Below are 22,772 nucleotides of genomic sequence, written 5' to 3'. Positions count from 1 at the left end.
TGCAAAAAGCTGCCCACCCATGCAGCAGAGAGTGCGAAAAACGCGGGAAATTGAAAGCACTGAATTAAGGTCGCGTTTGCTTCACCATAAGAACTCTCGATAGTCGAGTGGAGGCGGCGATGCATATTGCGCTGAAAATGATCATGGATTCGGACGATGATTCCCGTGTCTCAAATGAAAGGGAAGTTCTCCGTATAGAACAAAGCGTCGAATCAACCATTCCACCAATCGGCCTTGGTTTGACTTTTCTGGAAGCGAAAACGCTGCTTGCGGCCATACCAAAAGAGGTGGTTGCGCTTGAGGCCGAACAGATCGTCACGCACGCAGGCCATTGCATGGATCATGATGGCATCACTTTGGCTGCGTGAAGGGTAACATCGGCTACGCCTCCGACTTTGAGTCGACCAGGAATGCGCGGAATGGTGTGTAACAAGGCTTGGTGAAATTTGATGTCAGGCATTGTGTTTTTTCTCTATACGGTTAAATCGCTTCCCGCGTTCAAACGGGGTGGGCGGCAAATAACAGGATTGAACGACCGGTGAAAAAACAACAAAAAACCGGCAAGCCCGAAGGCTTCCCCGTCACCGCCGCCCAAAGAGGACGCACGAAGACCAACACAGGTAAAAACCGGCTTTACGCCGTCTGTGCGGTTTTTTGTTATCAGGCGTTCAAACCCGCTCCCCTCTTTATCGGGGACCAAAGGAGTACAGAGCATTAAGCCGCATTTTGTGGAGACTTGCTTACGCCGCGTTGCGACGCAGATAGTACCCAAGTACCTGGCCGCGTCGGCAGCAAGGAGCGCACAACGCCGCTGGGGCGGTTTTTCGTAAGTCCTAAATCAGCACGCTGCGTATTTGTTGGAGTGAGGTGATGTCTTCAATCGTCGGCAAATCGCCGGGATCACGGCCCTCACAAATTGCCTGAATCGCGCGTCGCAACAATTTGCCAGAACGCGTCTTCGGTAGCAAGTTGACGAAATACACTCTCGACGGGCGGCCGACTGCACCGATTTGCTTGTCAACGACACCCATGATTTCTTTTTCTGTCTTTGCTCTGGCGGCGTCATCGGTCAGGCCGCTGGCATCCTTCAAAATCACAAACGCTACGGCAGCCTGTCCTTTCAGTTTGTCTTCGACGCCAACCACCGCGACTTCGGATACGTTTGGATGGCTGGAAATACTCTCTTCAATTTCTCGCGTGCCGAGACGATGACCGGCGACATTAATCACATCGTCGGTGCGACCCAAAATGAAATAGTAACCGTCATCATCACGTACGCCCCAATCGAAGGTCGAGTAGACCTGACGCTCAAAATTCGACCAGTAAGTACTAACATACCGCTCGTCATCGCCATAGATCGTTTGCAGACAGCCGGGCGGTAGTGGTCCATCGACCACCAACACACCTTTTTCGTTCGCTTTGCAGACGACGCCTGTGGTTTCGTTGACGAGCTGCATTTTATAGCCGTACATCGGCACGCCGGGACTACCCAGGCGCGTCGGTTTGTCTTCGACATTTTTGGCGATTGTCATCATGGGCCAGCCGGATTCGGTTTGCCAATAGTTATCGTAAACCGGCACGCCGAGCGCATCGGCAATCCAGCTAGAAGTCGTTTCATCAAGTGGTTCACCGGCCAGGTAAAGCGCTTGTAGCGACGACACGTCGTATTTCTCCAGCAATTCTGGCGGTTGCTTTTTCAACACGCGGATGGCCGTTGGTGCTGAGAACATCTGTGTAACTTTATATTTTTCGACGATGCTCCACCAAATTCCACCATCGGGAGAAATAGGCAATCCTTCGTACATAATGGTCGCCATACCCGCGATCAATGGTCCATAGACGATGTAAGAATGTCCCACCACCCAACCGATATCGGAGGTACTGAAAAACGTACCGCCCGCCTTACCACAAAAAATGTAGTCGATAGATGTCGCCAGCGCGACCGCCTGACCACCGACATCTCGCTGCACGCCTTTTGGCTTGCCAGTTGTGCCGGATGTGTACAAAACATACGATATTTCATTCGATTCTAGCCAGACAACCGGCACATTTGCGTTCATGTGCAACGCTCTTTGTTCCGCGTAATCAACATCGCGCTCGCCCGTCATCGGCATGTCCGCCAATCCCCGATTGACCATGAGGACATGCGCTGGCTTATACGGCGAAAGCGCGATGGCGGCGTCTAGCAAACCCTTGTAAGGCACGACCTTGCCGCCGCGTGATCCGGCATCTGCCGAGACAATTAACACTGGCTTGACATCATCAATGCGGGTTGCCAGGCTATGGGACGCAAAGCCGCCGAATACCACTGAATGGATCGCACCAATCCGCGCGCATGCCAACATCACAAACGCTGCTTCGGCGATCATCGGCATATAAATAAGTACGCGGTCGCCCTTCTCCACACCAAGTGATTGCATCATCGCTGCCGCACGGATGACTTCGGCCTGCAATTCGCGATACGAATACACCCGTTCGCTATTGGTTTCAGTGGAAATCGCGATCAGCGCTGCCTGCTCGCCTCGGGTCGCAACCCAGCGGTCAACGGCGTTGTGACATAAATTGGTGGTACCGCCCACGAACCATTTGGTAAAAGGTGGTCTGCTGTAATCAAGGACTTGGGTGAAGGGTTTATGCCAATCGATTCTTCTGGCTTGCTCAGCCCAAAAAGTTTGTGGGTCGTCGATCGATCGTTTATACAGGCTGGCGTAAGTCATGCTGTCTCCTCGCGTAGGGACGTTTTCAGAAGCGCGCACGAGCAATTCAAGATCAACGTCCACATGCAGTCGTCCATATGTTCTAACTGCCGCGAGAAGCATCACAGAGTTGCGCTTAAACCACACTACGGCTTACAGAACGTCTTGATTTAAAAATCGATTACCACACTATTGCATTGTTATTTTTTACGCACTCAGAAAATCACGTAGCGCCATTCCCCCATAACACTATCATTGAAACAGGTAAACCGCCGTTAAATGACATATAGATCTACATATTCATTCACTGCCATTGCTTCCAGCTTTTTCTGGTCGAGGGACACTTCCAGAATGCGCTGCTGTTGTTTGATCGGAAACTGACGCGCGAGGTTGATTCTAAACTTTTCTTCCAACAATGGAATGCCTTCTTTGCGACGCCGTGCATGACCGACAGGATATTCTACGACGATTTCTTTCAGTTTCTTGCCGTCGTTCAATTCAACAGTCAACGCATTGGCGATTGAACGTTTTTTAGGATCATGATAATCCTTGGTGAAAGCGGGATCTTCAACGCAGAATATTTTGTCACGCAGGATATCAATACGTTTGTCGGCAGCAATATGGTCTTCGTAATCGCCGGCTGTCAGTCGGCCATAAATCAATGGTATAGCAACCATGTACTGGATACAGTGGTCGCGATCAGCGGGATTGTTCAGTGGACCTTTTTTGTCGATGATACGAATGCACGCTTCGTGGGTGCGGATCGTGATTTTTTTGATGTCGTCAACTGATCTCCCCGCTTTGGCTAATTGCAAATGCAATACCATTGCGGCTTCGACCGCTGTTTGCGAGTGAAATTCAGCAGGAAACGAAATTTTGAACAAGACGTTTTCCATCACATACGACGCGTATTTGCGCTGAAATGTAAACGCCTGACCTTTAAACAAGACGTCGTAAAATCCCCAGGTATTGGCAGTCAACACCGACGGATAGCCCATCTCGCCGGTCTTTGCCATCAGCGCCAGACGTACCGCGCGCGAGGTTGCATCGCCAGCAGCCCATGATTTGCGTGAACCGGTATTGGGCGAATGACGATAAGTCCGTAGCGACTGACCGTCGACCCATGCCAACGACACGGCATTGAGCGCCTCTTCGCGCGTCAGTCCCAACATTTCAGAGACCACCGCAGTGGAAGCAACCTTGACCAGCACAACGTGATCCAGACCGACTTTGTTGAATGAATTTTCGAGCGCAATACAGCCTTGAATTTCGTGCGCCTTAATCATGGCGGTCAACACGTCTTTCATCCTCAACGGCTTTTTGCCAGCGGCGACGGCGTTACGAGACAACCAATCAGCCGTGGCCAGAATGCCACCCAGGTTATCCGATGGATGGCCCCATTCTGCGGCCAACCAGGTATCATTAAAATCGAGCCAGCGGATCATCATGCCGATATTGAAAGCGGCTTGCACCGGATCAAGCTGAAATTGCGTTCCGGGAACTCTCGCACCGTTTGGCACAACGGTACCAGGCACTATCGGACCCATCAATTTTTTGCAAGCCGGATATTCCAACGCTTCCAAACCACAACCTAGCGTGTCGATCAGGCAGTTGCGTGCCGTGTCGAAGGCTACTTTTGAGACAATCTTGTAATTGGTGACGTAGTCGACGATATCGACCAGGACTTTGTCGTATTTTGGGCGGACGTTGGAAATATGAGTAGGCATTTTTTTCCTTGTTGATGGCGGGGTCACGGCTGGCTGGATTGCTTTAATTTTTTCACTGCTGGAAGCAAAGTTGTGCTCCGAAACCGCCCTCACGGTTTGAATTTCAATCTGGCAAAAAAATCAATGTGTTACTGCACTCTGCATTCATTCGCCAACTGCGCGCCCTGCTTTGTATTTAACAACATTGATTTGGCCGGTATCTGTATCCACACCAACCCACTGGCCAGATTTTCAAAACGCACTGCGCCAGTCGTTGTTACCACCGGCACCATCGGGTACTTACTACCCTTCCAGGTTAAATTTGCACCAGTATTTCCATCCGACTCAATTTCAACGCGATTGCCTAATTCGCAATTAAATCGTCCCGTCACCAATACTGGCGGCGCAACCAGCTTGCTGAGTATCGGCAACTCTGCGGCAGGTGATCGGGTTTCGGTCAGCGGCACCGACGATCCGCACGCGGCCAACAAACCCGTCATAGCAACCACTGCAGCAACAATCGAGATTTTCACAAACCGACGGCTTATTACACTCACTGCAATCTTTGATACATTCATAGCATTTTCCTGAAAATAGAGAACGGGACATGAGATAAATTGGCACTCTGCAAGCCCTTCTCCATTCAGGCGTTTATTTTCGCAGACCAATTAGTACAAATTCTAAGTCTTCTGGACCCACATTATGCCGATGGAGGAATAATTTTTATTATCGCGGGTTATTCCTCGTTTCATGTTGCGTAACATGTGAGAATATGAAACAGTGATGGAACGATTGATTGAAACATCTATTGAACATCCATTGAAGCAAAACCATCATGTCCCAGTCTCGTCCTTTTTCCAGCAACGCTACCCCGCATCGTCAGGCGGGAAATACCGACAATGCCGATAAGCCTGTCATTTGGACAGTATCGGTTTCGCGCCTATTCGACCTTTTCCGCGACATCACGCTGGAATACGATCATCAGGCGCATATTGTTCCGATCAATCTTGGCTTTGAAGATGCGGTGCAACATATTCGCGAAAGGCTGATCACTGAACGTTGTGATGCCGTCATTGCAGCCGGTTCAAACGCCGCCTACCTAAAAAGCCGTTTGTCCGTGCCGGTGATTATCGCCAAGGCCAGCGGCTTCGATTTTATGCAAGCGCTAGCAAAGGCGCGCAAAATTTCTCCTTACCTGGGAGTGATTACTTATCAGGAAACATTACCGGCTTTACGAGAATTTCAAACCGTGTTCGGCTTGAATATCAAACAGCGCGCTTATGCAACAGAAGAGGACGCACGCGCCCAAATTAACGAACTGAAATCAATCGGCATTAAAGCGATCGTCGGTGCCGGACTGATCACCGATCTGGCGGAAGAAGCGGGTCTGGCGGGCATTTTTGTTTACTCCTCCAATTCTATTCGGCAGGCTTTTGAAGATGCCTTGGAAGTGGCACGCTTAACGCAGCTGGAATCTTCGCGCGGCCGCGGCCATTCCGTCAGCGACACCTTACGTACCAAACATAGCATCAACGATTTACGTGGCAACTCGGAAGCGATGGAGACAATACGCCAAACGATCGTCTTATTTGCGCGCTCGCCAGCAACCGTGTTGATTCAGGGAGAAACCGGCACCGGCAAAGAGCTAGCCGCGCAAGCTATTCATCGGGAGCATCCTCACGAACAAGGAACCGCCGCCAAAACAGGCCGGCCTTTCGTCGCCGTTAATTGCGGGGCATTGGCTGAGTCGTTACTGGAGTCGGAATTATTCGGGCATGAAGAAGGTGCCTTCACCGGTTCCCGTCGCGGTGGTCGGGCTGGTTTGTTCGAAGCCGCCAATCGAGGGACCTTATTTCTTGATGAAATAGGCGAAATGCCGCTTCCGTTACAGACCCGATTGCTGCGCGTTCTGGAGGAACGCGAAGTCGTGCGTGTCGGCGGTACCAGACCAATTCCCGTCGATGTACGCATTATCAGCGCCACACATTGCGATTTGGACGAACGTGTCCGAGACGGTCGCTTCCGTGGTGACCTATTTTATCGCTTGACGGTATTGCGGATGAATTTGCCGCCTTTACGTGAACACCCGGACGATCTGGTCACACTTGCGGAGTGGCGTTTAAAACACGCGCTGGCATCCTTAGGAGTGCGACCACACGCCAACCTACACGCCGAAGTCGTGGCCTGCATGCCGTTGCTCGCACGCTATTCATGGCCAGGCAACGTGCGCGAACTCCGAAATCTGATGGAACGTCTGGCATTGTATCTGGCAGCCGAACCGTTGCAGGCGCTAACCCCCGCATTTATATTAAGACTTGCACCGGAATTGGGTGCAATCAAGATTGAATATCAGGATAGCGCCACGCGCATCGCCGACATACCGACAGAATCGATCGAAGAGGTTCTCAAGCGCTTTGCAGGAAACCGGGAGGCCGCGGCGAAACACCTTGGCATTAGCCGAACCACCCTGTGGCGGAAAATGAAATAAGCAGTCCAATATTCGTAAAAATCACCCTTAACCACGCATCCTGCCTCATCAAAAATAACGTTAAAAAGTTTGTCGCCACTTCCCTGTGCTGGCACCGCATCACTTTTCTCTAATTGATGCGCCGACTTATGGGCCAACATCCCTCTCCCTGTTTAGTACAAAACATTAGTAGAAAAAAGTAAAGCCAACTAGTCAGTTGGCTTTACCTCGTTTCTTTGTTTCTTCACTTCTTCATTTCTGCCGAACAGATGATTGATTTCAATAAAAATTAATGCAATTCAGCAAGGCTCAAGTTTTCGTATAACCAATCCCATCCAACGCCGCCGGGATGGATTCAACTATTTTGAACGTCCGGGGCCTGATTGGTCTCTTTGATCACTTTGACGTTGGCCGTTTTTATCTCCGCCGCCAGCATTTTTATTTTGATCGTTAGACTTTGTATTTTGATCCTGAGTGCCACTACGGCCAGTATCTTGTTGAGGGGTATTCTTTTGGTTTTGGTCGCCAGCTCTCACATGCTGCCCTTGAGTGCCGTCGCGGCTTGTTCTACTTGGATCATTTTGATTATTACCAGTATTATTTGATGAGCTCATCATAGTTCCTTTTCAAAGTTCGAAAGAGTGACAATGCTGCAAATACGCATTTTTTCCCGGCAACTAAACTGAAAAGATTACCCGGTGAAATGCCTAACCATGGTATGACTTGAAGCAGATGATTTCTATAGTGTTTCGTCTGATTTTCTCGTCGGAGGAAACTGTCAGCGCCGACAGTGCTTCCCTACACGTGACCTACAATGGAAAATAATCCAATCTATCTATCTTTATAGGGATAACGTGTATTGCTCAAAAAAATAATTTTTATGAGAAAACTGATTGCGCCACAACAACGAGACAGGTCATCCCTCCAATGCGTGGGCCGGTAAAACGATAGTAGTATCTATCCAAACATCAACACTTAACAACGGCAGCTTAGAATTAATGAGAAGATTTGCAGCTAAACGCGTCGACATAATCAAAATAGCGCTTCCCTGAAAGCTCCGCATAAACGCGATAATATTTTAAGTGTTTGGACTAATGACCGATAGGGCGTCACACCTGATTTTGAGGGAAATCGTATTTTATGAGGAGAACAAACGCGTGCCGAAATTTCTACAAACTCGCGCTCTCAGACTGGCGCATGCAGCACATAGCATAACTGTTTGCCACTTCACACCAACACATGGCGCACTCCTCGAAAAAACTGATCAATTTTTGCCTCGATTCGTGTATCGATCATCTGGTCCGGGCGCATCCCGTTTGGACATGCAAGTCGCGGCGTAGTGCCAAACAGACGACAAATGATCGGCCGGTCTTCATAAACCTGACAGCCCTTCTCACCGAGATGTGGGCAGCTTAAGTTGGCTAATGCAACATCATGTTCTGTGTCACTTTTAACGGGCATTCTCGCCATCTCGTCAGATGAGGCCTTTACCGGTCCACAGCAATCGTGGCAACCGGGAACGCAAGCAAATGTCGGTATGTGCGACCGAAAGAATCTTATTTTTTGCATGTTGTCGGTCAATGTAGAACCTCACCAAAAAAATGTACTCGACGTGCGTTGGCAACAACGACAAAAGTCGCTATGTTGGCGCGCATTTCTTTTCCATGACGGCACCAAACAGGGGCGATTCGATCAACGAATCTAACCATCGGATAACGTGTATATGCGCATTATTGACGCCATAAAACCATTCCTTATCCACGTGCGCGAATTGCCGAATGAATGGAAAAAGTGCCATGTCGGCGAGGCTCGGCTGGTCTCGCAATAAGTAGCCATGCAACGACAGGCGCGCATTTAAGATCGATAGAAATAGTTCACACTGAAGGCGATAATCTGCTGCGGAGAATGTTGGAAATCGCTCTGCATATTTATAACGATCAAGGCTGTGCTTAAAGCTGCCATCATTTTGCGCGATCAACGCAGCGACATCAGGCGACAAGTCATCGCACCCAATCAACCAATCCTGCGGATCGTTAATCGCCAGCGCCCATCGCATAATATCGATGCTTTGGTCGATGACTGTTCCATCCTGCAAGTGCAATACCGGCACAGTCCCTTTTGGAGAGCAATCCAGCATCGCTTGTGGTTTATTACGCAGGCTGACTTCTACCATCCGAACCGGCACTGCGCTGGCCTTGATCGCCAAACGTGCACGGATCGCATAAGGGCAGCGACGAAATGTGTACAGGATCGGCAGACCTTGGTCGGTCATATCTGGATCACCAGATGCGGATCGAACAACGGATTCTCGGCAATGCCATCGCGTACATAACCACGCGGATTGCACACCACACGCGTCTGCTTTATTTGGTAATCGGAACTGTCATGCAGGTGTCCGTGGACCCATAACGCTGGCTGCCAGGATGCAAGTTTTTCTTCAATGTCAGAAACGAAACATCCATTGAAAGGTGAGCCCTCATATTTTGGATGAATACTATCTCTTGTAGGCGCATGGTGCGAGACAACGACTGTTGTACCGTCGAAAGATTCAGCAAATTTGTGCCCCAACCAAGTTACCGACTGATCAAAAATCTGCCGCGATATAACAGGCGTAAATAAAGTTTCATTGTCCACATCCAGTTTTATACGACTGAAATCACGAACAAGCTCGCTGGCCATCGTCATTGATGCGTCACATTCTTCGACGGTCGGTGCCAGTCGAAAATCAGTCCACAAGGTACATCCTAGAAAGCGTACGCCATGCAAGCACATTTCGTCACGCTCAAGAATATGAACGTTCGTACCTTCTGCAAGTGTGCGCAAGGTTGCCAAAGTACCGGTCAGGCTGCCACCGTAATATTCATGATTACCAGGAACATAGACAACCGGCACGTCAAATTGACGCGCCCAGGTAATCGCCTGTTGCGGGCGAGCGATGTCTCCGGCCAAAATCACGACATCGCAATTGCTGGGCGGTACGGACATTTCCGCGACGGTCAGGTGTAGATCGGACAGGATCGCAAGACGCATTATTTGCCTCACCAGGATAGTAAAGGCCCTATTTTACTGGTGTCCACCATTTTTGACTGCTTCGAGGCTAATCGGTGTCGATTAAATAATCAGCGAGCCAGCCAACGCTCACTAGCGTCGGCTTTAGCCCTGCCAATTTCACAGATTAGTCGTCCTTTGCGCCAGCTATTCCTAATTCCTGAATTTTCCGCGTGATAGTATTGCGCCCGATCCCCAATCTGATTGCTGCATCGTTCTTGCGTCCATGAGTATGCTTCAGAGCGATCTTGATCAGCGCAGATTCAAATTGCCGTCCCAATACATCCATCACGTCGGTATCACCGCCGGTCAGCATCGTAGCGGCCTCCACTTCTAAAAGACTGATCCAATTTCGGCCATCGTTGGCAGCAGAAGTTAAGTTCGTATCTGACAACTTTGCAAATCGATTTACATCTTCCGGAGAGATATTTGTAGTCGACGCGACGTGCAGATCAAATGGCGCCAGACCAGCCGATACATAGGTGTTACCAGTCACATCGTGGCTAATCTGGCCAAGCGGCTTATCATATTCAGCAATTAATTCCTGCGGCAAATCCTTGATTTCAACTGTCTGGCCGGGCGCCATCACAGTGATCCAGTTGCAGAGATTTTCTAGCTGTCGGACGTTACCGGGCAAGTCCAAAGCACTGATAAAACGCATCGCACCTTCGGAAACACGTTTGCTTTCAACGCCTAGTTGCTTAGCACTTTGTCCTAGAAAATGACGCGTCAGAATGGGAATATCTTCACGTCGCTCACGCAAACTTGGCAAGCGCAAACGGATGACATTTAGTCGGTGATATAAGTCTTCACGGAACAGACCTTCCCGCACCCGCGTTTCCAGATTCTGATGCGTGGCGGCTATGACACGGACATTGGCTTTGAGCGACTGATGACCGCCAACCCGATAAAAATGACCATCAGAGAGAACGCGTAATAAGCGCGTTTGTAAATCAAACGGCATATCACCAATTTCATCCAGAAACAGGGTTCCACCTTCAGCTTGCTCAAAGCGCCCGCGTCGTGACGCCTGCGCACCGGTAAATGCACCACGCTCGTGCCCGAACAATTCGGATTCAAGCAAATCTTTTGGAATTGCGGCTGTGTTCAATGCGATAAAAGGTTGTAACGCACGTGGGCTGTGTTTATGTAGAGCGCGCGCCACCAGTTCCTTTCCAGTACCCGATTCGCCCGTTATCAAAACGGTTACATGCGATTGTGAAAGACGTCCAATGGCGCGAAACACATCCTGCATTGCGGGCGCCTGACCCAGAATTTCCGGCGTTTCGGCGGAGGCTTGCTCTATATTGACTTCGCGTAAGCTTTCGTCCAGCGCACGCCGAATGAGTTCGACTGCTTTTTCCAGATCGAACGGCTTTGCGAGATATTCAAACGCACCGCCCTGAAATGCGGCGACGGCTGAATCAAGATCCGAAAACGCGGTGATGATGATAACCGGCACGCCCGGATGTTGCGCTTTAATTGTTTGCAATAATTCAAGTCCGGATGTCCCCGGCATACGAATGTCTGAGACAAGCACTTGTGGTGTGCTGGATTGCAACGCATCCATCGCATCGCGTGCATTCGAAAAACTCTTGGTGACCAGATTTTCACGGGCCAGCGCTTTTTCCAGCACCCATCGTATCGATTCGTCGTCGTCAACAATCCAAATTGGTTTCATATGTGTCCAGGCTTCAATAATCTTGCGGTTAGCATTCTGTCGGTAGCTTTTCGGCCTTGTGATCCTCTGAGCTGCACAACTACGCGGTCCACGCAGTCTATTAAGGCAGAGGAATCAATACCCTGAAATCAGTACAGCCCGGGCGACTTTCGCACTCGATTACTCCCGAGTGCTGTTGTACAAAGGTCTGTGCCAGCGTCAGCCCCAAACCACTCCCACCATCACGCCCCGATACGAGAGGATAAAAAATACGCTCCTGAATGTCGATAGGAATACCCGGTCCGTTATCAATGATATGCAAGTCTAATGCCAGGCGATAACGGACCTTCGCCAACGTTACCTGACGCACAATTCTGGTCTGAAATGTCAAATCGGCATCTCCGTCCTGAATACGGTGCGCTAAAGCCTGCGCGGCATTATGCGCGATGTTGAGTATGGCTTGAATGAGCTGCTCTTTATCACCGCGAAATTGTGGGATCGACAAGTCGTAATCGCGATTAATCCTTAAGCCATGCGGAAACTCGGCGACCATAAGGCTGCGCACCCTCTCACACACCTCATGGATGTCGACATCGCCGACGATGTGCGCTCGTCGATGCGGCGCGAGTAGACGGTCCACCAATGTTTGCAGCCGATCGGCTTCCTTAATAATTACCTGCGTGTATTCGCGTAACTCTTTCAGGTGACGCTCGGGCAGTTCCAGTTCGAGCAACTGCGCAGCACCCCGAATGCCACCGAGAGGATTTTTAATTTCATGCGCCAGATTGCGAATTAATTCCTTATTCACCTGACTTTGATCGAACAGCCGTTCTTCTCTTTCTAATCTGAGTTGTTGAACATTTTCTCGTAACTCGATCAGAACAGGTGTGGCGGGATTGTCGAGTACCTTCGCGATGGTATCGACCCAAAGCGGTTCGCGACCAATGCGGTCCAAAATCAAATCCTGCCGCAGATCGTCAAACTGATGCGCGACCGCCTTCTCAAAGACAGCAGCCAGCTGGCCGCCATTTAAAAATAGATCACTCAGCTTTTGTTGCTTGAGTGCCTTAACCGAACTTTCGAGTAAACTTTCTGCGGTAGGATTGGCATAGACAATACGTCCTTCTCTGTCCAGCAATAGAACCGCCGAGGCCAGTAGTTCAAGCCCTTCAGTTGCTGTCGGTACTGCAGTTTTAGTTGTCATTCAAAAATCTCTTTAATATAAACAAACTATGAGAATGCACTTTACACCTCAACGTCCTCTTAAATGAGTGGAACTTAGTGCAGGCTGCCGCGCAGTATCTATAACAAAAAAATAAAGCCGCATACGCGGCCTTATTCCAAGCAAAGTTAATACCAAGTGCTACATGCAATAGCGCACTATCTTTATTTTAAATTCGAAAGCTCGCGGTTAAGCGCTTCAATATTTTTTTGAGTGCGCGCCAAATCATCTTTCATCGATGCTACCCGATCCTGGTATTTCGCATAGTTGCGCTCATTGCCCTGACGTTCCGGCACACCGTTGTTGTACACTTTTTCAATATCTGCGAGCTTCTGCTGTTCTGTCTTTAATTCGTCCTGCAGAATCTGACGGCGGTCATTGTCACGCGTTTTTTGAGTCCCACCGTCGACTTTAGGAAAGTCTGGCGGCGTCACTGGCGACGACTTATTCGCCGCGTTTGATCCAACTGCTGGACGCGGTGATGACGCTACTGACAACGGTGGTAAATCCACCTTTTTGCAGCCTTTGGTATCACCTGTATTTTTATATTCCCTGGTGCCTTGCGCATCGACACAAAGATAGATATTACTTTGGGCCATGGCAGCCCCACCGATTGCGCTCATGGCAGCAACGATCAGAATTCCCGGAATGAGGTGCTTCATAGACTCTCTTCGCAATTCAATGAAGACGTTAGTTTAAGTCAAACCAGACTGTCGTGACTACCTGCTAAGTAGTTGCTAGGTAATTACTTGGTATTCTATCGTGCCAGAATGACTATTAAAACGATGTCCAATAGTATAAAAGGACCGGAAAAGATGATTTTTCCGGTCCTTTTTTTTGATCAAAATATCGCTTAAAAAATATGACGAATTAAAACAATATTTTAAATCGCTATCTATCGATACAAATTCGAAACAAATCCGTTATAAATTCATTACGAACTCGTAACGAATTACACCGAATAATACATGTCAAACTCAATCGGATGCGTCGCCATGCGGAAGCGCTGTACTTCTTGCATCTTCAACTCTAGATAAGCATCGATCATGCTGTCGCTGAAAACACCACCGCGGGTCAAGAATTCACGATCCTTGTCTAGCGCTTCCAATGCTTCTTCCAATGACGCGCAGACAGTTGGGATCAACTTGTCTTCTTCTGGCGGCAAATGGTAGAGATCTTTCGATGCTGCTTCGCCCGGATGGATTTTGTTTTGCACGCCGTCCAGACCAGCCATCAGCAACGCAGCAAAACACAGGTACGGGTTAGCCAGTGGATCAGGGAAACGTGTTTCGATCCGACGTCCTTTTGGATTCGACACGTGTGGAATACGGATAGAAGCAGAACGGTTTTTAGCTGAATAAGCCAGTTTGACCGGCGCTTCGTAGCCTGGGACCAGACGCTTGTACGAGTTAGTACCCGGATTGGTAATCGCGTTCAATGCCTTGGCATGCTTGATGATACCGCCTATGTAATACAGTGCGAATTCAGACAAACCAGCATAACCGTCGCCTGCGAACAGGTTGACGCCGTCTTTCCAGACCGATTGGTGAACGTGCATACCGGAGCCGTTATCGCCAACGATAGGCTTAGGCATAAAAGTCGCTGTTTTGCCGTAGGTATGGGCCACGTTCCAGACCACATATTTCAGATTCTGGGTCCAGTCAGCACGCTCAACCAGCGTCGAGAACCGGGTACCGATTTCGTTCTGACCAGCGCCTGCAACTTCGTGGTGATGTACTTCAACCGGGATACCCAGAGATTCCAGAATCAAACACATTTCCGAACGCATGTCCTGGAAGCTGTCGACTGGTGGGACTGGGAAGTAACCACCCTTTACGGTAGGACGGTGACCTGTATTGCCGTTTGGCAGGTCCGCGCTCGAACTCCATGATGCTTCTTCGGAACCGATCTTGACGAAGGAACCCGACATGTCGGCGCCCCAACGAACATTATCAAAAATGAAAAATTCCGGCTCTGGACCGAAATAGGCAGTGTCGCCCAGACCGGACGATTTCAAGTACGCTTCAGCGCGCTTGGCGATCGAACGCGGGTCACGATCATAACCTTTACCATCGGCTGGCTCGATTACGTCACATTGCATGAACAATGTGGTTTCTTCCATGAACGGATCGATGTTGGCGGTATTAGGATCAGGAATCAGAATCATGTCTGATGCTTCAATACCCTTCCAGCCAGCAATCGAAGAACCGTCAAAAGCATGACCGGACTCAAATTTGTCCATATCAAAATGGGAAACAGGGACAGTTACGTGCTGCTCCTTGCCTTTGGTATCAGCGAAGCGAAAATCAACGAACTTTACTTCGTTGTCTTTCACCATCTTCAAGACTTCTGCGGCCGTCATTGCCATGTGGAGCTCCTAATTTCAGAAAGTACTGCGAATGTTTTAAATGGACTTGCAAATTTGGGTATTCAATATGTGCATAAATGTCCTGCCTGCCTCACTCATGCAAGCAACACATAAGCGAAACAAGAGAATATCAATACAACAAGAAAACGATACAACTGAATTCAACGGAGAATGATAGCAGAATCCATGCCACCGTCGGGTGGAACGCGATTCGTTATTCATTCATCATATTTGCTAGTTTGGAGGCTTATTTGTAAAAAAATAACGCCAGCTATCGATACGCAATCAATTTAGATGCTTCATTCAGGGGCAATATCAAATTTACGCACCAAAATAAAGCTCTTGAATTCAAGCGGAATTATTGCGCACCAATTTAGTGCAATAAAGATCGATCCTTTTCGGACACTCTTTTTCAATCATATAATGGTTATGTATCTTTACTATTCGACCATTTTATTCGGAGACACAACATGCCAGGCACCGCGAAGTTGTTAGAAATCGGCCGCACCCGTGGTCAAGCCGGAAACTTACCGTATGCAGGCGCTTTTACGCCAGCCGAGACCTATGCGTTGTTAACAGCTAGTCCCGATACAATTTTAGTCGACGTTCGGACCAATGCAGAAAGGGATTGGATTGGTCGGGTGACGATCAACGAGAAACAACACGCCGCTGTGCAATGGACGCAATATCCGGGCGGTACGCCAAACCCCGACTTTTTAAATCAATTAGCATTATTTGCCAATAAACAAACAACGCTAGTCTTCCTGTGCCGATCGGGCGTACGCTCGCGTCACGCAGCAACGCTAGCGACTGAAAACGGCTACGTCGCTTGCTTTGATATTCTCGAAGGATTTGAAGGCGATAAAGACGCCGCAGGACATCGGAAAACTGTGGGTGGATGGTGCAAGGCCGACTTGCCTTGGATGGGGGCATGAACAAATGCTACGCATTCCTGATAAATAAAATGCATAGAGTGTGAGCCCAACAAGGAAAGATGCACCGAAATCAATATCGTCCGCTGTCAGTCTGGCGGACGATATTGATTTGGTCTAACTTCAATGCCAGAAGCGATGTTAAAACATACCAATCGCACAATTGCAATGAAAAACCCTAAGTAGAATACTGCGCAATGCTAAGCAAAAAATGCGAAGAAACATCAGCAGATGTTAATTTAATCCCGCCTCAAATGCCCTGCAGGATTGACCGCATAACGCTGAAATACGTTACTTCCCTTTATCTTTTTCATCAACTGTTTGCTTCGGATTCATCTTCATATTTTTACTAGAAGCGTCGCCTCCCGATCTGGCAACCCGCGCTTGAACAAGAGGATCGTCGAAGCGATTCATCATTGAATTATCAGTGCCCGGAATAGGGATCATCACCACTTGTTGCCCTGATGCATCCATCATAGGCGCTGCTGGTGCAGGTGTTTGTGCATAAGCAGTAGTGGCGCAGGCAGCGATAGCTGAGACAGTCAATAGATTGCGTAACGTTAGCATATGAGAACTCCTTCAAAAAGGTTGATTACCATGGTGATTGCCAGCTTAATTGCTGGCGTAAATACCATGGCAAATACCGCGTTCGAAAAACGGCGGCACGATGTACACAGAATTAAAAATCCGCGTTAGCAAGCAAATTCGCCGTTCGTATGCAGAAATGCAAAACAGGCTCCTGATAGACCGTCCCTCAAAAATAAAAGTTCAATGCTTATTTGAAAAGTGATGTTAAACGCCAATGAAAAGCGGCAATCTACGGACCCTGTTTTTGCAGCCCAAACCATTTACTTTTACCCCACTTTTGCCCCATACATGGTTTGTGTTTTAGTTCTTTTAAAACGTTAACGATGTCATTGCAACCCGTGCTGCGGCCAAATCCCAGGCGGCATGGCCAACGGTTTTAAATACAGGCAATGTATCCGTTTGTAACGAGCGTTGTCGTAATACTTGCGGCAATTCAACGACCGCAGACCAATCAATTTTGGCCTGTAGCAAATCACCGGCTTCATGCTTCGCACCTGCCAGATAATCGACAATAATAGTGCGCTCATGCAATAACTCGGCAGGAAACTCAACCATGTCCGGTTTAAACGCGCCCACGCCAACAGCTAACGTATCTGCCGAAATATGCTTTGGAATAACCGCTGACCGTGACGTCGTCAACGCGATCACTACATCCGTCAACGGCAGCGCATTATCCAGCGTATCGGCGGCAATCGGATGCACTGAAACTTGCCGATAACGTTGCCTTAATGCATCGCAAAATGCTTGGGTTTTAGCCGTGTCGCGGGCAGCAATCCAAAACGTGCGTACGCCAAAATACTCCGCGAGTGCGTCAGCGTGCGCTGCCGCCTGAACACCTGTCCCAATCAATAATGCGGTCTCCGGTTTACGCGGTAATAACGTTTGAATACCTAGCAGCGTAACCGCCGCCGTGCGGCGCGCCGATACCACCGGACCGTCAAGTAGCGCCAGACGGCGCCCGGTCCCTGTTTCAAAAACCACCACTTCACCTTGGATAGCAGGAAGCTGATGATGGCTATTATTCGCGTGAACGGTAATCAATTTTGTGACACTGATATCTGCACCAATCGCCGGCATGCACAGCAACACACTAGCCTTATCGATCTCGACGACCATGCGCTCTGGTGCGTTGATCTGACCATCATATAACTGTTTTGCAGCTAATGCGATTGCGGGAACCAAAGCCTTGTACGGCAACGCTGCTGCGGTTTGTTGCGAATTGAGAATATGCATATTTTGGTCGCCTTTAAAACTGCGTTTAGGAATTGCCGTTAGCGTAAAAAGAAACCCTCTGGGAATGGATCTGATTCTTCCAACACCCATTGATTGAAGCTCATGATATGCGCATCACCGGTTACCTCTGTCATTACCGCATCAAAATCAGCAACCTTGGTTGTGCCAACAACACGCACACTAAAACAGCTACCAACGATACTTTCGTTGATCAGCGGTTGGTCCAGTGAAAGTTTTCCTCTCAAAAACAATTGGGCAGCACGGCCCGAGGTACCGGTTCCGGTTGGCGAACGGTCGACCTCACGATCTGCAAAAATACACACATTTGCCTGATCAGCCGTTGGATTGTTTGGCGCGCCGTCGACGATCGTGCCGTACAGTGTATTCAGTCCTGTTTCGATGGGATGCTGAATGTTGATTTTGGCTTTTACCGCCGCCTTGGTTTCTGCACCGAGCTGAATTAACGTGCGGACTTGTTCTGGCCGGATCTGGACATTCGCCTGATCTGCGTTGATGTAGTAGTAGAAAGCGCCACCGAACACGACATCACCGATAATTTTTCCAAAACTGGGGGTATCAACTTCGATATCGCGTTGATAAATGAATGCCGGAACGTTACGAAAAGTGACGCTGCCTGCGCGCGTTCCATCCCATTCAACCTGTGCTTCAATAAATCCCGCTGGCGTGTCAAAACCAATGCGCGTCAACGGAATCGTGCGCTCGACATGGTTCAATTCCACCAATACCTTTCCGAGCGCAATAATGCCGTGACCGCACATGTCGCTATAACCTTCATTGTGGATAAAAATTACGCCGAAGTCGGCCTCAGCTGTCACTGCGGGCAACAGATACGCACCGTACATGTCAGCATGGCCGCGCGGCTCGTTCATGAGGAATTGACGCACGTTGTCACGGTTTTTTTGCAGCCATGCGCGACGTGCCAATATAGTCTCGCCCGGCACCGGCGATAGTCCCGAAATCACGATGCGCAATGGCTCACCGCCGGTATGCGCGTCAACTGTGTGTATGGTGCGTGTGTAACTCAACATGATGCTGTTCCTTGAAAAACCGTTTTTACATTTCAAAAATGACGCTTCAAAAATGTAAGCTTCAAAATTTAAGCTTTAAAAACAAAAATGTCGTCCCCGTAAAAACGGCGACGACATTTTAAATTACCCGGCAACACCAATCCTGGTGCGCCATATCACCGCTGATTAATAACTTGTCAGCGCGACGGGCAAGCCATCCTTAAACCGGAATACGGTCACCGGCGATTGTTTCAAATCGTGATTCGCGTCAAACTCATACAAACCCGCAACACCTTTGTATTTGATCTTGCCTAACGCCGCGATATATTGCTTTGGCTCAACCGAATTGGCTTCTTTCATTGCCTGCGCCACGACCATCATGCCGTCGTAAAACGACGCTGCATAGGTTTCAGCAGGACGGCTGAAACGTTTTTGGTAATCAGCGGCAAACGTCTTTCCTGCAGCCAATTTATCGAGCATCGCGCCACCTTGGGTGCAATACACCTGATCGCCCACAGCATCGCCGCCCAGACGGCCCATTTCTGGCGCGCAAATACCATCGCCGCCCAGCAACTTAGTATTTAATCCTAGTTGCTTCATCTGACGTGTCATTGGACCGCCTTGTGGCGAGTATCCGCCGTAGAAAATCGCGTCAGGTTTTTTCGCTTTGATCGAGGTCAGTATCGCGGTGAAATCAGTCGCTTTGTCGTTGGTGAAGTCAGTGCTGACGACTTTGATACCATTGGCCTTGGCAACTTTAGCAAACTCTTCAGCCAGACCTTGGCCATAAGCTGTACGATCATCAATGATCGATACTTGCTTCACTTTCAGTTCCTTGGCTGCATACAACGCCATCTTTCCACCAAGCTGGCTATCGCTAGCTGCAACGCGGAAAACATTGGCAAAGCCCTGTTGCGTGATTTTTGGATTCGAGGCAACCGTTGCCATCACAATACCGCTGTCGTTGTAGACACGCGATGCAGGGATAGTAACCCCAGAATTATAAGGTCCGATAATCGCTTTAACGTGCAGATCGCTCAGTTTCTGAGCGACGCTAACGCCTGCACGTGGATCGGCCTGATCGTCTTCCATCAAGGCTTCGAACTTAATTTTTTTACCGCCGATGACAAGTCCCTGAGCATTCAGTTTGTCGATCGCCATGGACAAACCGCCTTGGTTATCCTTACCGGCAGATGCTTGTGGGCCGGTCAACGGGCCGCTGAAACCGATTTGTACTACTTGTGTCTCCTGCGCCATAGCGAGTCCTGGAAGTGCTGCCAACATCACCATCATCAATTTGGTCCGTGCGTACATGGCTAATCCTTTCGTCTGTCTTCGTAATGTTAATTTTTGTCATTCCTCTTGCAACCGGCACGAATGCAACTCCCTTACGCCCTCTTGCAGACCGCAATCCTAGCAGGGTACTTGCCGCATTTAATTTTTTTGTGCGGCAGTTTCCCCATAGATTCAATGGCGAACAGCGCAAGTTTATATCGATTTACTGACAAATAAATACCTACTTCACTCAGAAACAACAAAGTCGCTTGACTAAGCGGTATCGCCAGGAATAAGGGGAATTAGATCGGGCAAAAAGTCGATAGGGCAAACGCGATTAACAACGTTTGCGCACAAAAGAGTGACAAATGCGGAGAAATAGGTGTGACTGCTAAAAAGAAGAAGAAGAAGAAGAAGAAGTAGAAAGAAAATGCAGCTCGGCAGCTAAAATAGCAGAAGTGAGTCGGCCATTTGATAGTGACTCACAGTGTCTTACACTAATGGGCGTTAATGGCAATCTGGCACGTTCTGGTCGAGATACACCTCAAAAGCAACGGTATTGACCCATTTTTTACGCGTATTCAACCAAAATCCATTACTACGCCAATCTTGCATCAGGCCGAAAGCAGCGCGCCGCACCTCAACATCCACCGGACGAAGTACCCAGACCAGTTTGGTCGTCGGCCCCGCTAGCGGCAAGCTCGCCGAAAACTTTTTCCACTCGGGAAGCTTTAACATCTCATCCAGCAAGACATCATCGTGAACGGTCGCGTCGCAAACACCGGTTCGCACCGCCAACAGCGCATCGGCCGGCGCCTTCACCACTATTTCTTGCGCACCGTAACGCGCCTGCATACTGCCCACATACGGACTGCCCGCAGAGACGCACACGCTGCGCCCCTTAAGATGCGACCACTGCTTGATAGTCGTGTCCGTCCGCATGATTAATTTAGGTTGCGCCTGATAGCCGGTCATCACCACTTTTTGGCCGCTTGCCATGCTGGCAATCTCCCCCTCGGAGACGCGCAACAATAAGGCATCCACTTTGCCGGAAGTGAGTAACTGCAAGCGATTTTCCGGCTTCACCCGGACCATCGACAAACCGACCTTCAGGCGCTTGGCGAGCCCTGCTGCAACCTCGCTGTCAAGGCTTTCCGGGGTCCGAAACTTGGCGCCGGCAATGTAAGTCTGACTGACATAATCAACCCCCACAATCAGCCGGTCACGTTGCAGGATGCGACCAGGAACATCGGTCTGGGCCCATGACACCATGGCGCTTGTTGCCAGACATAAAATGGTAATCTGCCGTGCTGGAAAACGGGGCAATCTGGACCAGATCGGCAAACACGTCATCGCCCCCCTATGCAATCTACGCAGCAAATGAGACCACAAAGGCGAACGTATTTTCATGGTCAAAATAAGTGATTAATATTGATGACGTCTGTTGATAATAGCGCACTAATTACACGTATTGATAGCGTAACAAATGATGTTTAAGTTTTTCCAAAATGAATTGATCAATCAACGCGGCTAACACTGCAATCACCAGAATATTTGTCATTACACCGACCATGTCAGCGGTCTCACCTGAGTACGCTAACGTGCGCCCCAATCCCTTACCAAATCCAATCAACATTTCAGCCGATATTAACGCACGCCAGGCATTACCAAAAGCCAGTTGCGCGCCGGTAATCAGCTCCGGTATGACTGCTGGAAGATACACCCGCTTCAGCATATCCCAACGGTTCGCACCCATTACGCGGGCGGCGGAGACGTGTACTTGCTGCACACTTTCGGTCGCATTCATCACACTTAACGCGGCAGGAAAAAAAGCAGCGATGGCGACTACAACGATAATCGGCAAATTCCCAAAACCCATCAAAATCAGAAACAAAGGAACCCATGCAATCGATGGAATCGACTGCAAAATAATGATCGCCGACTTCAACACTTCTCGAAAGAAAAATAGCACCGCACCGACCAGCCCGAAGCCGATACCAAAAACTAACGCCGCCCCATAACCAAACCCAAGACGCGTCAGACTTCCCCACAAAGCGGTACGAAAATCAGGCGATTGAATTTCTTCCCAAAGCCGATGAAAAACCGGAATAACCCCCGGCATCAAAAAATCCGGCAACGACCACGCAGCGACTTGCCAACCAAACAAAATCACCACAATAGCCAGCGCCATCGCCATTTTTTTACGCACACCACCAACACGAATCTGAGCACTCATACATTATTTAAATACGTTCAAAATACACTGTAAAGGTCAATGGCCGACTGCGAGCCGGCCATTGATAATGATTAAATTTAAGCAAAAAAAGAACTCTAAAAATTCCAATTACTTATTTAGGGATCAGAAATATTCCCAGCAACGAACTCACCAATCCGGACGAAGAAGAGAGCACACAAAGGTACGGCTGAAAAACCACGCCGCAGGCAACCTTTAACCAACCACCGAATCAGGACTTTCGCAAAATCGTCCCAGCAAGGCGTGCCGACGCAGACAGCACGCGAGTACCGGGCCACGTTGGCGGCAAGGAAAG

General features: G+C 49.1%; 21 protein-coding genes. 4 read left to right on the top strand and 17 right to left on the bottom strand.

All coding sequences use genetic code 11. The features are described from left to right. The first annotated feature begins 119 nt into the window (after nucleotides 1-119). Both QN379_RS03890 and QN379_RS03885 read left to right on the top strand, forming a co-directional pair. Complete coding sequence (locus QN379_RS03890) at nucleotides 120-368, top strand: hypothetical protein (protein ID WP_322236261.1); 249 nt, start codon at nucleotides 120-122, stop codon at nucleotides 366-368. Between the two features lie 170 nt (nucleotides 369-538). Next, complete coding sequence (locus QN379_RS03885; protein WP_322236259.1) at nucleotides 539-718, top strand: hypothetical protein; 180 nt, start codon at nucleotides 539-541, stop codon at nucleotides 716-718. Nucleotides 719-833: 115 nt separating this feature from the next. Here QN379_RS03885 and QN379_RS03880 read toward each other — a convergent pair whose 3' ends face one another. From QN379_RS03880 to QN379_RS03870, 3 genes are all read right to left on the bottom strand, one after another. After that, on the bottom strand, nucleotides 834-2,717 hold the full coding sequence (locus QN379_RS03880; RefSeq protein ID WP_323506069.1) for a propionate--CoA ligase: 1,884 nt from the start codon (nucleotides 2,715-2,717) through the stop codon (nucleotides 834-836). Between the two features lie 254 nt (nucleotides 2,718-2,971). Beyond that, a complete protein-coding gene (locus QN379_RS03875) occupies nucleotides 2,972-4,423 on the bottom strand; it encodes a bifunctional 2-methylcitrate dehydratase/aconitate hydratase (protein WP_323506068.1) in 1,452 nt (483 codons plus the stop codon). A 128-nt stretch (nucleotides 4,424-4,551) separates the two neighbouring features. Continuing rightward, complete coding sequence (locus QN379_RS03870) at nucleotides 4,552-4,980, bottom strand: hypothetical protein (RefSeq protein ID WP_323506067.1); 429 nt, start codon at nucleotides 4,978-4,980, stop codon at nucleotides 4,552-4,554. Nucleotides 4,981-5,237: 257 nt separating this feature from the next. On the opposite strand from QN379_RS03870, the gene prpR reads away from it, so the two are divergent. After that, on the top strand, nucleotides 5,238-6,890 hold the full coding sequence (prpR, locus tag QN379_RS03865) for a propionate catabolism operon regulatory protein PrpR (protein ID WP_322236251.1): 1,653 nt from the start codon (nucleotides 5,238-5,240) through the stop codon (nucleotides 6,888-6,890). 338 nt (nucleotides 6,891-7,228) lie between these two features. On the opposite strand, the gene QN379_RS03860 is transcribed toward prpR, so the two are convergent. From QN379_RS03860 to glnA, 8 genes are all read right to left on the bottom strand, one after another. After that, a complete protein-coding gene (locus tag QN379_RS03860; protein ID WP_323506066.1) occupies nucleotides 7,229-7,483 on the bottom strand; it encodes a hypothetical protein in 255 nt (84 codons plus the stop codon). Nucleotides 7,484-8,096: 613 nt separating this feature from the next. Beyond that, nucleotides 8,097-8,450 carry a YkgJ family cysteine cluster protein gene (locus QN379_RS03855; protein ID WP_369124712.1) on the bottom strand — a complete coding sequence of 118 codons (354 nt, stop codon included), beginning with the start codon at nucleotides 8,448-8,450 and terminating at the stop codon, nucleotides 8,097-8,099. A gap of 58 nt (nucleotides 8,451-8,508) precedes the next feature. Beyond that, nucleotides 8,509-9,141 carry a glutathione S-transferase gene (locus QN379_RS03850; protein WP_323506065.1) on the bottom strand — a complete coding sequence of 211 codons (633 nt, stop codon included), beginning with the start codon at nucleotides 9,139-9,141 and terminating at the stop codon, nucleotides 8,509-8,511. Continuing rightward, nucleotides 9,138-9,899, bottom strand: a complete 762-nt coding sequence (locus tag QN379_RS03845; protein WP_323506064.1) for a metallophosphoesterase family protein — start codon at nucleotides 9,897-9,899, stop codon at nucleotides 9,138-9,140. Before QN379_RS03845 ends, QN379_RS03850 begins: the two co-directional genes overlap by 4 nt. Nucleotides 9,900-10,044: 145 nt before the next feature. Then, nucleotides 10,045-11,598: a nitrogen regulation protein NR(I) gene (gene ntrC, locus QN379_RS03840; RefSeq protein ID WP_323506063.1), complete on the bottom strand. Its 1,554-nt coding sequence runs from the start codon at nucleotides 11,596-11,598 to the stop codon at nucleotides 10,045-10,047. Between the two features lie 100 nt (nucleotides 11,599-11,698). Then, entirely contained in the window at nucleotides 11,699-12,781 is a 1,083-nt protein-coding gene (glnL, locus tag QN379_RS03835) for a nitrogen regulation protein NR(II) (RefSeq protein WP_322236239.1), read from the bottom strand. A 182-nt stretch (nucleotides 12,782-12,963) separates the two neighbouring features. Further along, entirely contained in the window at nucleotides 12,964-13,461 is a 498-nt protein-coding gene (locus QN379_RS03830) for a DUF4124 domain-containing protein (RefSeq protein WP_323506062.1), read from the bottom strand. A 290-nt stretch (nucleotides 13,462-13,751) separates the two neighbouring features. Beyond that, a complete protein-coding gene (glnA, locus tag QN379_RS03825; protein WP_322236235.1) occupies nucleotides 13,752-15,167 on the bottom strand; it encodes a type I glutamate--ammonia ligase in 1,416 nt (471 codons plus the stop codon). 470 nt (nucleotides 15,168-15,637) lie between these two features. On the opposite strand from glnA, the gene QN379_RS03820 reads away from it, so the two are divergent. After that, nucleotides 15,638-16,102, top strand: a complete 465-nt coding sequence (locus tag QN379_RS03820) for a rhodanese-like domain-containing protein (protein ID WP_322236233.1) — start codon at nucleotides 15,638-15,640, stop codon at nucleotides 16,100-16,102. A gap of 288 nt (nucleotides 16,103-16,390) precedes the next feature. Here QN379_RS03820 and QN379_RS03815 read toward each other — a convergent pair whose 3' ends face one another. The 6 genes from QN379_RS03815 to QN379_RS03790 all read right to left on the bottom strand — a co-directional run bounded on the left by QN379_RS03815 (nucleotide 16,391) and on the right by QN379_RS03790 (nucleotide 22,459). Further along, nucleotides 16,391-16,666: a hypothetical protein gene (locus QN379_RS03815; protein WP_323506061.1), complete on the bottom strand. Its 276-nt coding sequence runs from the start codon at nucleotides 16,664-16,666 to the stop codon at nucleotides 16,391-16,393. A 330-nt stretch (nucleotides 16,667-16,996) separates the two neighbouring features. Further along, complete coding sequence (locus tag QN379_RS03810) at nucleotides 16,997-17,920, bottom strand: delta(1)-pyrroline-2-carboxylate reductase family protein (RefSeq protein ID WP_323506060.1); 924 nt, start codon at nucleotides 17,918-17,920, stop codon at nucleotides 16,997-16,999. 38 nt (nucleotides 17,921-17,958) lie between these two features. Further along, the gene (gene lhpH, locus QN379_RS03805; protein WP_323506059.1) at nucleotides 17,959-18,969 is read right to left on the bottom strand and encodes a trans-3-hydroxy-L-proline dehydratase; all 1,011 of its coding nucleotides are present in this window, start codon (nucleotides 18,967-18,969) and stop codon (nucleotides 17,959-17,961) included. 165 nt (nucleotides 18,970-19,134) lie between these two features. Next, complete coding sequence (locus tag QN379_RS03800; protein ID WP_323506058.1) at nucleotides 19,135-20,262, bottom strand: branched-chain amino acid ABC transporter substrate-binding protein; 1,128 nt, start codon at nucleotides 20,260-20,262, stop codon at nucleotides 19,135-19,137. A gap of 468 nt (nucleotides 20,263-20,730) precedes the next feature. Then, nucleotides 20,731-21,576, bottom strand: coding sequence for a transporter substrate-binding domain-containing protein (locus tag QN379_RS03795; RefSeq protein WP_323506057.1), 846 nt, complete (start codon nucleotides 21,574-21,576; stop codon nucleotides 20,731-20,733). Between the two features lie 109 nt (nucleotides 21,577-21,685). Next, nucleotides 21,686-22,459: an ABC transporter permease gene (locus tag QN379_RS03790; RefSeq protein WP_323506056.1), complete on the bottom strand. Its 774-nt coding sequence runs from the start codon at nucleotides 22,457-22,459 to the stop codon at nucleotides 21,686-21,688. Between the last annotated feature and the right edge of the window lie 313 nt (nucleotides 22,460-22,772).

The sequence above is a fragment of the Glaciimonas sp. Gout2 genome, assembly GCF_035018905.1.
Classification (GTDB): Bacteria; Pseudomonadota; Gammaproteobacteria; order Burkholderiales; family Burkholderiaceae_D; genus Glaciimonas.
This window is presented reverse-complemented; position numbering and strand designations above follow the sequence as displayed.